Annotated in this window: 9 protein-coding genes; 4 read left to right on the top strand and 5 right to left on the bottom strand. The window is 55.3% G+C overall.

Annotation, left to right across the window (positions count from 1 at the left end; genetic code table 11):
- The first annotated feature begins 309 nt into the window (after positions 1–309).
- The 4 genes from qseE to glnB all read left to right on the top strand — a co-directional run bounded on the left by qseE (position 310) and on the right by glnB (position 4,193).
- Complete coding sequence (gene qseE, locus K7B04_RS23505; RefSeq protein ID WP_163448305.1) at positions 310–1,746, top strand: two component system sensor histidine kinase QseE/GlrK; 1,437 nt, start codon at positions 310–312, stop codon at positions 1,744–1,746.
- 17 nt (positions 1,747–1,763) lie between these two features.
- The gene (gene qseG, locus K7B04_RS23500; protein WP_163448304.1) at positions 1,764–2,456 is read left to right on the top strand and encodes a two-component system QseEF-associated lipoprotein QseG; all 693 of its coding nucleotides are present in this window, start codon (positions 1,764–1,766) and stop codon (positions 2,454–2,456) included.
- Positions 2,449–3,786 (top strand): two-component system response regulator GlrR, encoded by a 1,338-nt coding sequence (gene glrR / locus K7B04_RS23495; RefSeq protein WP_163448303.1) that lies wholly within the window; start codon positions 2,449–2,451, stop codon positions 3,784–3,786. The genes qseG and glrR overlap by 8 nt, the downstream gene beginning before the upstream one ends.
- A 68-nt stretch (positions 3,787–3,854) precedes the next feature.
- Positions 3,855–4,193: a nitrogen regulatory protein P-II gene (gene glnB / locus K7B04_RS23490; protein ID WP_002914032.1), complete on the top strand. Its 339-nt coding sequence runs from the start codon at positions 3,855–3,857 to the stop codon at positions 4,191–4,193.
- Between the two features lie 45 nt (positions 4,194–4,238).
- On the opposite strand, the gene dtpD is transcribed toward glnB, so the two are convergent.
- The 5 genes from dtpD to hmpA all read right to left on the bottom strand — a co-directional run bounded on the left by dtpD (position 4,239) and on the right by hmpA (position 12,504).
- Positions 4,239–5,693 carry a dipeptide permease DtpD gene (dtpD, locus tag K7B04_RS23485; RefSeq protein ID WP_223803140.1) on the bottom strand — a complete coding sequence of 485 codons (1,455 nt, stop codon included), beginning with the start codon at positions 5,691–5,693 and terminating at the stop codon, positions 4,239–4,241.
- 60 nt (positions 5,694–5,753) lie between these two features.
- Positions 5,754–7,901: a lysine decarboxylase CadA gene (gene cadA / locus K7B04_RS23480; RefSeq protein WP_163448342.1), complete on the bottom strand. Its 2,148-nt coding sequence runs from the start codon at positions 7,899–7,901 to the stop codon at positions 5,754–5,756.
- Positions 7,902–7,991: 90 nt separating this feature from the next.
- Positions 7,992–9,323, bottom strand: coding sequence for a cadaverine/lysine antiporter (gene cadB, locus K7B04_RS23475; RefSeq protein ID WP_163448301.1), 1,332 nt, complete (start codon positions 9,321–9,323; stop codon positions 7,992–7,994).
- 348 nt (positions 9,324–9,671) lie between these two features.
- Positions 9,672–11,177 (bottom strand): lysine decarboxylation/transport transcriptional activator CadC, encoded by a 1,506-nt coding sequence (gene cadC, locus K7B04_RS23470; RefSeq protein WP_223803139.1) that lies wholly within the window; start codon positions 11,175–11,177, stop codon positions 9,672–9,674.
- Positions 11,178–11,313: 136 nt separating this feature from the next.
- A complete protein-coding gene (gene hmpA / locus K7B04_RS23465) occupies positions 11,314–12,504 on the bottom strand; it encodes an NO-inducible flavohemoprotein (RefSeq protein ID WP_223803138.1) in 1,191 nt (396 codons plus the stop codon).
- Positions 12,505–12,811: the final 307 nt, after the last annotated feature.

Below are 12,811 nucleotides of genomic sequence, written 5' to 3'. Positions count from 1 at the left end.
ATTGTGTTAATTTATTGTTTTGTATATTGGCACACATCGTGCATAATATTAACCAGTGGCTCATTCACCTTCTTATGTCAGCCCCTTCGGGACGTGCTACATAAACTTCGAATGACGCACAACAAGGTGCCTGCCGTCCAGCAACTGATAATAGCGCTGCTTTATCAACCATCGGGCGAAACGTTGAGTTAGGCACCGCCTTATTCCATAACAAAGCCGGGCTTTTGCCCGGCTTTGTTATTTCTGGCCTTTCCCTCGCTGATATCCTCAGTTAGCATGCCGGTACGTTGATTTACTGAGACACCTCCGTTGAAACGCCTCTCTCTTTCGCCCCGTTCGCTGCGCCAATTGGTGACGCTGGCCTTTCTGCTGATTCTGCTGCCGCTGCTGGTGCTGGCGTGGCAGGCCTGGCAGAGCCTGAATATCCTGAGCGCGCAGGCTGAACAGACTAACCGTACCACGCTTATCGATGCTCGTCGTAGCGAAGCGATGGCTAACGTCGCGCTGGATATGGAACGGAGCTACCGTCAGTATTGCGTGCTGGATGACCCGACCCTGGCAAAGGTGTATCAGAATCAACGTAAGCGCTATAGCGATATGCTGGACGCACACGCGGGCGTGCTGCCTGATGAAACCCTCTACCAGCGGCTGCGCCAGAATCTGCACGATCTGACGCAGCTTCAGTGCACCAACAGCGGCCCGGAGAAGGCGGCGCTGGCCCGGCTGGAAGCATTCTCTACCGCCAACGCCGAGATGGTGCAGGCCACTCGCACCGTGGTCTTCTCCCGTGGGCAGCAACTACAGCAGGCGATTGCCGAGCGCGGTCAGTTCTTTGGCTGGCAGGCGCTGGTGCTGTTCCTGGTGAGTCTGGCGATGGTGTTGCTGTTCACCCGCATGATTATCGGGCCGGTGAAGGGCATTGAGAGTATGATTAACCGATTAGGGGAAGGGCAATCGCTGGACGGCGAGGTTATGTTCCGCGGGCCGCGCGAGCTACGATCCGTCGGGCAGCGTATTATCTGGCTGAGCGAGCGTCTGTCGTGGCTGGAGTCCCAGCGCCATCAGTTTCTGCGTCATCTTTCCCATGAGCTAAAGACGCCGCTGGCCAGCATGCGTGAAGGTACCGAACTGCTGGCCGATCAGGTCGTAGGGCCGCTCAGCGCCGAGCAAAAAGAAGTGGTAGCCATTCTTGATAGCAGCAGCCGCAACCTGCAAACGCTGATCGAGCAGCTACTGGACTATAACCGTAAACTCAGTGAAACCGCGGTGCGGATGGAGTATGTGGCGTTGGCGCCGTTGGTTGAGATGGTGGTTTCCGCGCACAGCCTGCCAGCGCGAGCTAAAATGATGCACACGCAGGTCGACCTGCAGGCGGCTGGCTGTCTGGCGGAGCCAACGCTATTAATGAATGCGCTGGATAATCTCTACTCGAATGCGGTGCACTACGGCACTGAATCCGGTAACATTTATCTCCGAAGCCGTCGGGAAGGAGCTCGGGTTTATATTGATGTTATCAATACCGGCTCACCTATCCCGGACGCAGAAAAATTAATGATTTTTGAGCCTTTCTTCCAGGGCAGCCAACAGCGCAAAGGCGCGGTGAAAGGGAGCGGTCTGGGGTTAAGCCTTGCGCGCGATTCCGTGCGTAAAATGCACGGCGAACTGCATCTCCTTGATCCTCAGGACGGCAACGTCTGTTTTCGCATCGAGCTTCCGGCCCCTGGGCTTGAAAAAACAATCACCTGAATCGATATCGAGTGACTATGCCCCAACGATTAGCACGTACGGGTCAACGACGACGGCAGTGGCGAGACGGCCTGTTAGGCCTGGCCTGTCTGATGCTCTCCGGATGTAACGCCACGCTTCTACCGCACAATGCGGGGGCCAGCGGCGAGGTCAGCGAACCGCGCCAGCAGGTGGCGGATTACCTGTCGACCGATTGCGATGATATCTGGTCGCTAAACGGCGGTACTGCCGAAAACAATCCACTCTACTGGTTGCGCGGTATGGACTGTGCCGACCGTCTAACGGCGGCCCGCGCCCGTTCTGAAGCGAGCTCTCTGGCTGCCGACAGCTGGCAGGGCGCGTTTAAGCGCGGCATCCTGTTGGCGAATGCCAAAATTGCCCCCGCCGAGCGGCGTCAACTGGTCAACGACATTGACGCGCTGAGCCCGCAAATTCCTACCCGCATTCGTCCGCTCTACCAGGTATGGCGCGATGGTCAGGCGCTGCAATTGTCATTATCCGAAGAGCGCCTGCGCTATAGCAAACTGCAGGAAACCAGCGATGGTCAGCTCGACGCGCTGCGTCTGCAACAGCAGCAGCTCCAGGCTGAGCTGGACCTCACCACCCGCAAACTGCAAAACCTGACGGACATTGAACGCCAGCTTTCCAGCCGTAAGCCGGGCGCTGATATGTCACATCCGGCGGCATCTGATGAGGATAAACATGAGTAACCGTAAACCTGCGCACCTGCTGCTGGTGGATGATGATCCCGGCCTGCTTAAGCTGCTGGGAATGCGCCTGGTCAGCGAGGGCTACCGGGTGGATACGGCGGAAAGCGGTCAGCAGGGGCTTCGCGTACTGGCAAAAGAACGTATCGACCTGGTGATTAGCGATTTGCGGATGGACGAAATGGACGGCATGCAGCTGTTCAGCGAAATTCAAAAAGTACAGCCAGGTATGCCGGTGATTATCCTCACGGCGCATGGCTCTATTCCGGATGCGGTTTCCGCCACGCAGCAAGGCGTCTTCAGCTTCTTAACCAAGCCGGTGGATAAAGACGCGCTCTATAAGGCTATCGACGAGGCGTTAGAACGCTCTTCGCCTGCCAATGATGAGCAGTGGCGGGAAGCCATCGTTACCCGTAGCCCATTGATGCTGCGCCTGCTGGAGCAGGCGCAAATGGTGGCGCAATCGGACGTCAGCGTGCTGATTAACGGCCAGAGCGGCACCGGCAAAGAAATTCTGGCGCAGGCGATTCACAATGCCAGCCCGCGCCACGCGAAGCCGTTTGTGGCGATTAACTGCGGTGCGTTGCCGGAACAGCTACTTGAGTCCGAGCTATTTGGTCACGCTCGCGGCGCCTTTACCGGGGCGGTCAGCAATCGTGAGGGGCTGTTCCAGGCGGCTGAGGGCGGTACGCTGTTTCTTGATGAAATAGGCGATATGCCCGCGCCGCTGCAGGTGAAGCTGCTGCGCGTGCTGCAGGAGCGTAAGGTGCGCCCGCTGGGCAGCAACCGCGATCTGGACATTAACGTGCGGATTATTTCCGCCACCCATCGCGATCTGCCGAAGGCGATGGCGCGCGGCGAGTTCCGTGAGGATCTGTTCTATCGCTTGAACGTGGTGAATCTGAAGATTCCAACGCTTGCCGAACGTACCGAAGATATCCCGCTGCTGGCGAACTACCTGCTGCGCCAGGCCGCCGACCGGCACAAACCGTTTGTGCGCGCGTTTTCTACCGATGCGATGAAGCGCCTGATGGCGGCCAACTGGCCGGGTAACGTGCGTCAACTGGTGAACGTGATTGAGCAGTGTGTGGCGCTGACCTCTTCGCCGGTGATCAGCGATGCGCTGGTGGAACAGGCGCTGGAAGGGGAAAACACCGCGCTGCCGACCTTTGTTGAGGCGCGTAATCAGTTTGAGCTCAACTACCTGCGCAAGCTGCTGCAAATCACCAAAGGTAACGTTACCCACGCCGCGAGGATGGCGGGCCGCAACCGCACTGAGTTCTATAAATTACTCTCGCGCCATGAACTGGACGCCAACGATTTTAAAGAGTAGCACCGTACATACGAGTGATTTATGATACGGTAAGCAACCGGTTACGCGATAAAAACGACAGGAACACCATGAAAAAGATTGATGCGATTATTAAACCCTTCAAACTGGATGACGTCCGTGAAGCGCTGGCGGAAGTGGGCATCACCGGGATGACGGTAACGGAAGTGAAAGGCTTTGGTCGCCAGAAGGGCCACACCGAGCTGTACCGCGGCGCCGAGTACATGGTCGACTTTCTGCCGAAAGTAAAAATTGAAATCGTGGTCACCGACGATATCGTCGATACCTGTGTGGATACCATTATCCGTACCGCCCAGACCGGCAAAATCGGCGACGGTAAAATCTTCGTCTTTGATGTGGCGCGCGTGATTCGTATCCGTACCGGCGAAGAGGACGACGCGGCTATCTAAGCCCGTAGTCAGCTGCCTGCGGCGATATGCAGGCAGCTCATCACGTTATTCCGCTAATGCGGCTGCCGGGCTACCGAGCAGGCGGCGCAGCGCGACCAGCGCCACAATGAGCGCCACGCAACCCAGCGTCCATTCCCCCATCTGTGAGAAAAAGTGCCCATAGGCGTCGATCGCCGTTTCGCTGATCTGCGATTCGGTGGTTTTTTGCGCCACTACGCCCGCCAGCCAGTTAGCGACGGAGCCGGTCGCCAGCATGTAGATACCAGTCAGTACGCCAGTAACGCCGGGCAGATTCAGACGGGTAATCTGTGCCATCGCGACCGGGTCAATAAACAACTCCGCGAACCCCATTAGCGCCAGACCTACGATCATCATCCCCATCGACGCCTGTCCGTGAAGTTGGGCGCCACGCGCGTTCAGCGCCAGCAGCATAAAGCCTGCGGCCATCAACGCCAGCCCAAAGGCGAACTTCAGCCACACTCGCAGCGTTGAACTGGCACCGCCTTCCGGACGCGCAAGCCAGGCCAGCAGCACGCCAGCCGCCATGACTGCGATCGCGTTGACCGACTGGAAGAGCGCGGTCGGCACTTCGATATTCAGCCAGTGGCGGTTGACGAAGTGGTCGATAAACAGGCTGATAGAGCTGCCACCCTGCTGCGCCAGTACCCAGAACAGTGTACCGGTGAGCATCAGCAGAACGATTTGCCACAGCGCGCGGCGGTGCTGCGGAAAACGCAGCATGATTCGCGCGACGATGCCGGCGGCAATCGCACAGACCAGCGCCAGCAGATAGCCTGACCAGTCATGTTCCAGCAGCAGCGTAAAGAATACCGGCGCGATGCACAGCATCAGCACCAGCCAGCCCCAGGTCGGTAACGCGAACCTGACTGCGCGTAATGCCGGCTGGTTCACGCCCTGCGTGTGGCGGAAGTGACGGTGGCCGCTTAAGAACACCATCAGGCCGATAAACATCCCGACGCCAGCCAGCGCAAAGCCGACGTGCCAGCCATACCACTGCGCCGCCAGCCCGCAGGCGATCGGCGCGGCGATGGAGCCGATATTACCCGCGGCATACAGCAGCGAGAAACCGCCGTCGCGGCGATGGTCGTCCGGCGCGTAAAGCTCGCCGAGCAGGCAGCTGATATTGGATTTAAACAGACCGTAGCCGCAGATAATTATCGCCAGCGCCAGATACAGGCTCCAGGTCGCGTCAGATTCGACACCGAGCACCACGTGGCCGAGCGTCATCAATAACGCACCGGCAATTACCGCCGTGCGGTTGCCGAGCAGGCGGTCGGCGAGCCAGCCGCCCAGAATAGGGGTCACATAGACCAGAGAAGCGTAAGCGCTGAAAAGATTGATTGCGTGGCTGTCGTTAAAGCCGAGCTGGTGGGTGAGATAAAGGATGAGGAGGGCGCGCATGCCGTAAAAGCTGAAGTATTCCCAGATTTGAATCGCCACGATGTAGTAGATCGCGCGCGGTTGTGAGGGTGTTTTCATGTGAACTCCTTGCGGCGTGAAAAAAGGGAAGCGGCACGCCGCTTCCCTCTACTTTTTTTATTATTTGCTGTTTTCAGCTTTCAGTACTTTTACGGTGTAACGGCCGTCAGCCTGACGATAAGCGCCATGGATGTCGGTTTCGAAGCCCGGATAGTGCGCGCCGATTTCGCACAGCATTTGCAGGAACTCCAGCACCGGACGGCTCTGTTCGGTGATTTTTTCACCCGGCATCACCAGCGGAACGCCCGGAGGATACGGCAGGATCATATTGGCGTTGACGCGGCCAACCATCTCTTCCAGATATACCTCTTCGGTTTCGCCGTGCAGCTCTTTCTGGAACGCGGTATACGGCGTCATCTCCATTTCAGGCAGCACTTCAAACGCGCGGAACATCAGGTCCGGCAGGTTGTGATGCTCAACCAGTTTATGGATATTCTGCGCCAGTTCCTGAATACGCATGTTTTCATAAAACTCCGGTGCCTCGCGGTACAGCGCCGGCAGGATGTTTTTCACACGCAGGTTCAGGTCGAACGCGCGTTTGAACTCGGTCAGCGCGCGCAGCAGGCTCAGGGCCTTGGTTTTATCGATCCCGATGCTGAACAGGAACAGCAGGTTGTACGGGCCGGTTTTCTCAACGATGATGCCGCGCTCGTCGAGATACTTCGCCACCAGGCTTGCCGGAATACCGAACTCGTCCATGGTGCCGTCTTTCTTCATCCCCGGGGTCAAAATGGTGACTTTGATCGGGTCGAGGTACATGTGCTCGTTATCGATGTTTTTGAAACCGTGCCACGGGCTGTCGGAGCGCAGCGGCCAGCATTCCGGACCATCGATATGATCCGGCTGCCAGACATCAAAGAACCAGCCTTCGGATTCGCCTTTCAGACGTTTGATCTCTTTACGGAACTTGATCGCGCGTTCAATAGAGCCATTAATCAGGCGCTTACCGGCATTACCTTTCATCATCGCCGCAGCGGTTTCGGTGGAGGCCACGATACCGTAGTGCGGAGAGGTGGTGGTGTGCATCATGTAGGCTTCGTTGAAGGTCTCTTCGTTGACGTCACCCTTCACGTGAATCATCGAAGCCTGAGAGAACGCGGCCAGCAGTTTGTGCGTGGACTGGGTTTCATAGATCACTTTACCTTCCACACGGCCGCCGCTCATCCCGCATTTACCGGCATAAATCGGCGAGAAGTTGGTGTAAGGCACCCACGCGGAGTCGAAGTGAATGGATTTCACATCCAGCGTTTTCTTGATGTAGTCAGTGTTGTACAGCAGGCCGTCGTAGGTGGAGTTGGTGATAACGGCGTGTACCGGCCAGGTGGCGTTCGGCGTCTCTTTCACGCGTTTAGCAATCGTCGCGTGCTGGAATTCGCTTTGCGGAATCCCACCCAGAATGCCGTAGGCGTTACGGGTCGGGCGGAAGTAGATTGGCGTAATGTCGCTCATCATCATCAGATGGGTCAGCGATTTGTGGCAGTTACGGTCAATCAGTACGGTGCTGCCCGCCGGGGCAGAGTACATGCCGACGATTTTGTTGGCGGTGGAGGTACCGTTGGTCACCATGTAGCTACGTTCGGCGTTAAAGACGCGGGCAATATACTCTTCCGCTTCTTTGTGCGGGCCGGAGTGATCCAGCAGAGAACCCAGTTCGGAAACGGAAATCGACACGTCAGACTTCATGGTATTCGGGCCGAAGAAGTCATAGAAGATGCTGCCGACCGGGCTTTTCTGGAAGGCGGTACCGCCCATGTGGCCTGGCGTACAGAAGGTGTACTTGCCTTCGCGAACGTATTTGAACAGCGCTTTGGTCAGTGGCGGCAGAATGGTGTCGATGTACTCGTCGGTGTTCTGGCGAATTTTCGCGGCGATATCGTCGGCGGCGCCCAGCGCATACTCGAAGAAGCGAACCTGCATGCGCAGATCGTTGAGGCTCACGTCGAGGGTGGAGTAGCTGTTCGCAAAAGCGTAAACGGGCATGTACTCGTTCATCGCGCTGATCTCTTCACACAGCTCGAGATTATATTTGTCCCAGTCGAAGATCACGCCGCACAGACGGGCGTTGTTTTCGATCAGCTTCAGCAGGTCTTCGCGGTCATTCGGGTAAACAATCTGGAAGTTCAGGCCTTCCAGGGCGCGGTGAAGCTCACGGATAGGCTCTTCTTTAAAGTAGACGCCCATGTGGTTCATGATAGCAATAACGTTCATAGTCATAGTCATGTTTCCAGGTAAAGGAGGCCCTTCCCACCGCGTTAGCGGCAGGGGAGGAAGGGCCTGTAGAAATAGGGGAGTTAGCGGTTAGAGCGCTTCAGCCGGTTTGTTGTCGTGGTCGTCATGCTGACGCTGATGCATTTTGCGGCCATAGAACATCAGGATGACCAGGCTGACGATAAAGGTGCCGGACAGCTCGAAGGAGTTGGCCCCCATCAGCGCGATAAAGCAGAACGCGCAGCCCAGCACGGAGCACACCAGGCTCGCCGAGTTACGGATGTTGAAGCCTTCGAAGCGAATCAGGTCAACGCAGGAGTAGAAGTACGGCAGCATGGTCAGCAGAACCGCAATACCGGTCAGTTCACCGAACAGGTCAGAGGCTTTACCGCCGCTGGAGTTCATGATGGTGATGATAATCATCAGCGCGGTCATTTTGACGGCGGCCAGCAGCAGGCCTTTTTTCGGGATGCCGTTTTTATCGACTTCGCCGTACACTTTCGGGAAGTTACCATCGTTAGCGGCACGAACGCCTGCCTGGCCAACCAGCATCATCCAGGAGCCCAGAGAAGTCAGACACGCAAAGGCGGTAAAGGCAGACACCATTGGCGCAGCCCAGCTACCCATGATAGTCGAGGCGCTGACGGCGAACGGCGCGCCGGAAGAGGCCATCACGGAAGCCGGATACATACCGGAGATCACCTGGGTTGCGGCGATGTAAATCACGCCCGCAATCGCTGTACCGAGCATAGTGGCCAGCGGTACGGTACGTTTCGGGTTTTTCACCATACCGGTACTGACAGCGGCAGATTCCACGCCAACGAACGCCCACAGGCACAGCAGAATACTTTTGATCACCGCGTGCGGATCGGTGGTTGCCGAGGTGTTCCAGTTAGCCTGATAGGTTGCCATATCAAACCAGTGCCAGCCGATAACGGCGGTGATGACAACCGGGATAAGCACCAGCACCAGACCAATGGTCGTCAGACGGCTTACCCAGGTCCCACCGAGCATATTCACGAAGGTGAACAGCCAGACGATGGCAATACAGGCGATACCCGCTGGAATCGGGTCATTTAATACTGGGAAGAAGGTCGATAAATAAGAGACGGCGGTAATCCCGATTGCCAGGTTACCAATCCAGTTGGCATGGTAATAAAGTACGCCGGTCTGGAAACCAAATGCCGGAGATAATTCACCCGCATAGGCAATTGGGCCACCCTGCTGCGGGTTTTTGGTCGCCAGTCGGGCATAAACATATGCCAGCGACATTGCGCCAATAATAGAAATTACCCAGCCCCAAATTGCAATACCACCGATGCTGGCGAGGTTTGCAGGTAATAAGGCAATGCCGCTCCCCATCATATTCCCGGCGACAACGCCGGTGCAGGCAAATAGCCCAATCTTCTTAGCGGAACTCATGTTCGTTTCTCCTGAGCAGTATTTTTAAGTGCGGACCGCGAGGTGAGCTATGGCGAGCGACCCGACCAACTGACGGCAATATTACTGAGCAGGCTAAGAGAAGTCCTAAAGTTAAAGTGAAATAAACACAAACATCGAAAAGATGAGGTGTTTAGCTTTTTGCATTAACATGTCAGGATAAAAAGTTTATATCACGAAAAGGTAAATGTTTAATAATTACAATGGAGTAGGGTTTGTCCTTGCTGGAGGGGAGATGTTGCTGCAAGGTAACAATTAAAACCTTGCAACAACATCAATATTACATCTTGCGTGCCCTTATTTAACCATGATAATGACGGTCAACGCCCGCTAAGCGGTTTTAGGCAGGAAGGTTTGCAGATAAGGAACAATTTTTTCTATCGACGTCTGGAATATTCCGTTCTGAATCCAGTACAGCGTATTGTCGCCGGGACGTAAATTAAAGGCAGTGATATAGGCGTCAGCGGCAAGCCGATTCTCACCTTTCATTTCGTACACTTTTCCCAGCACTACATAATTAAGCCATGACATTTCCAGCTCAATGCTTTTATTAATAGCCTCGTACGCGTTATCAATACTGCCTTTGCCTAACGCATCAATTGCCCGAATACGATAGAGCACCGCACTATTTTGCAGTTCTGGCATGTTGGCCACGTGATCTAATTCGTGGCTTAACGCCACCAGTTGGCTGCTATCAAACGGTTGCTGCGAATGGCGTAATACATCCACCATCGCTTTCTGGGCATAGCCATAGGCGAAATCGGGCGACAGCTTAATAATACTGTCGAGCATGGCGCTCGCCTTAGTTAAAGACGGCGCATCGCCCTGGGAAATTAATAACAGTGCCTGATAGAACTGGGCGAGTGACATCGGCTGGGGCATATCCAGATGTGCCAGCATGGTTTGCATCTGTGCTGGCCATGGCTGCGTCAGCGCGGTAGAAAGGCTGTCAAAAAGATCGCGCTGAATAGACACCAGGTTTCCGTCGGTGACGAAATAACGCTTATCAAGCATCTTTGAACTGTCGGCGTTATCCACCAACAGTACCGACATAAAGCACTGCTGGGCGCGGTAGTGACGCTGGTTGACGAAGCTGATGGTCAGCGTTTTCCCGGAACTGCTGGGCTCATTGACGTTGTAGTTGGTTTTGTCATGCACCATAAAGGTGGAGTAGGTATTCAGCGAGGTGGTGATCAGCGTTCCCAGCCCAATGGCGTAGGCCTGCTGTGATACCCAGTTATTGCACGATGCGCCCGGCTCAAAGCGTACGTCGATGTCGCGCGGGTTCAGCAACAGATGTGAGCGGGTGATCTGCGGATGGGGACGAATGACGGTCAGTAACACCATCGCTATCAGCACGCCCAACGAAAGCAGGAAGGCAAACTGAGTCCAGACGTTGGAGTACCAGCGGCGTTTCGCTTTGAGTCGCGGGGCCGCTGACGCGTTTGCCGGCGCGGCCGTGGGGGCTAGCGAAACGACCGGCGCCTCAGGTGTTTGATTCTCTTCTGTTTCATCAAGCCAGGTGACTTCAGCCGTGAGCTGATAGCCGCGTTTGGGAACGGTAATAATATAATCAATGTGCCCATCGTCGCCGTCACGCAGCGATTTGCGCAGCTCAGAAATGCTCTGGGTGACCACATGGCTGGTCACGATGTTACGCATCCAGATGTTATCGATCAGTTCATCACGGCTCAGTACCTCCCCCGGATGCTGGGCAAAGTACATCAGCAGATCGATTAATCGCGGTTCCAGAGTGAGGTGTCGGCCTGCGCGGCTGATTTGATTAATAGAAGGCGTGATCAGCCATTCGCCAACGCGTACAACCGGTTGTTGCATATAAATGAATCGCCAAAGGATAAAAAATGGGACAGGAGATTAATCATAACACAATTCGCTGTCCGGTTTTTTGACCTTGCAGAGCGTACGATGGGGGAGGAAGACGGGCAAAATATGCCCGTCTGGAAAGAAAAGATTACAGTACTTTATGCGGACCGAAGCATTCATAGTGAATACGATCGCTGCTGACGCCTAGCGCCACTAACTGTTTGGCCGCGTGCTGCATAAAGGCAACCGGGCCGCAGAGGTAGAACTGCATCTCTGGGTTCTGTAGATTCGCGGCCAGTGGTTCCAGCGCCATCAGCCCTTCGCTATCAAAAGCGGCGGCTTGACGGTCTGCCTCGGTAGGCGCGCGATACCACAGGTGTGAAGTGAAATGCGGCAGCTCTGCGCCCAGCGCGTTGACTTCATCGGCAAAGGCGTGAACCTCGCCGTTTTCCGCGGCGTGGAACCAGTTCACCTGCGCCGGATGATGATTCTTCGCGAGCGTATCGAGCATCGCCAGCATCGGTGTCTGGCCGACGCCGCCGGAAATGAGGGTCACCGGCGTTTGTGGCGACACGTTGAGGAAGAAGTCGCCAGCCGGCGCGGCCAGATGGACAATATCACCTTCTTTTGCCTCGTTATGCAGCCAGTTTGATACCTGGCCGCCATTTTCGCGCTTCACCGCAATGCGGTAACCCTTGCCATCTGCCTTGCGGGTCAGTGAATACTGACGAATTTCCTGAAACTCAAAGCCCTCGGGCTTCAGCCATACCGCCAGATATTGGCCCGGTTGGTAATCCGCTACCGGCTGGCCGTCTACGGGTTCCATTTCAAAGCTAGTAATCAGCGCGCTGCGCGGGGTTTTCTTCACGATACGGAATGCGCGGGTGCCTTCCCAGCCACCGGTTTTGCCGGCGTTATCCTGGTAGATCTCTGCTTCACGCTTGATAAACACGCCTGCCAGTACCCCGTAGGCTTTGCCCCACGCGTCCAGCACTTCCTGGCCCGGGCTGAACATCTCATCCAGAGTCGCCAGCAGGTGTTCGCCGACAATGTTGTACTGCTCCGGCTTAATCTGGAAGCTGGTGTGCTTCTGGGCGATTTTCTCCACCGCCGGCAGCAGGGCAGGGAGGTTTTCAATATTGCTGGCGTAGGCGGCAATGGCATTGAACAGCGCTTCACGCTGATCGCCGTTGCGCTGGTTGCTCATATTAAAAATCTCTTTCAGCTCCGGGTTATGGGCAAACATCCGGTCATAAAAGTGGGCAGTAAGCTTTGGACCGGTTTCGACCAGCAGCGGAATGGTGGCTTTAACGGTGGCGATAGTATGAGCATCAAGCATGGCAGGTCTTCCTTTCGTGTTATTAATTGTTGCATGTTAAATACATCTTATAAAAATACCCCTGCTTTGTAAATGGTTCTTTGTTTTAATGGGGTCTCCTGGTTACAACATGAATAATTCGCATCACAATCCTGAAAAGAAATCCGTTTGCGCCCTGAAGCGCTTTATTGCTCAATCCCTTGTGTGGCTTGAAGGTAAACGTTTGCGTAATTTCGTTTGTCAAGACCTGTTATCACAGAACTAATCAGTTATACTGTGGGCCGTTGTCCAACAGGACTGCCTTTTTCAGGTCAAAATTTTATTGTTA

The organism is Kluyvera sp. CRP, assembly GCF_019930565.1.
Classification (GTDB): domain Bacteria; phylum Pseudomonadota; class Gammaproteobacteria; order Enterobacterales; family Enterobacteriaceae; genus Kluyvera; species Kluyvera georgiana_A.
This window is presented reverse-complemented; position numbering and strand designations above follow the sequence as displayed.

What these genes read in the sequence shown, in the direction of transcription:
- qseG (WP_163448304.1), top strand. Translation starts at nt 1,764, where the DNA reads ATGCCCCAACGATTAGCACGTACGGGTCAACGACGACGGCAGTGGCGA.
- cadA (WP_163448342.1), bottom strand. Translation starts at nt 7,901, where the DNA reads ATGAACGTTATTGCTATCATGAACCACATGGGCGTCTACTTTAAAGAA.
- dtpD (WP_223803140.1), bottom strand. Translation starts at nt 5,693, where the DNA reads ATGAAAACACCCTCACAACCGCGCGCGATCTACTACATCGTGGCGATT.
- glrR (WP_163448303.1), top strand. Translation starts at nt 2,449, where the DNA reads ATGAGTAACCGTAAACCTGCGCACCTGCTGCTGGTGGATGATGATCCC.
- glnB (WP_002914032.1), top strand. Translation starts at nt 3,855, where the DNA reads ATGAAAAAGATTGATGCGATTATTAAACCCTTCAAACTGGATGACGTC.
- cadC (WP_223803139.1), bottom strand. Translation starts at nt 11,177, where the DNA reads ATGCAACAACCGGTTGTACGCGTTGGCGAATGGCTGATCACGCCTTCT.
- cadB (WP_163448301.1), bottom strand. Translation starts at nt 9,323, where the DNA reads ATGAGTTCCGCTAAGAAGATTGGGCTATTTGCCTGCACCGGCGTTGTC.
- hmpA (WP_223803138.1), bottom strand. Translation starts at nt 12,504, where the DNA reads ATGCTTGATGCTCATACTATCGCCACCGTTAAAGCCACCATTCCGCTG.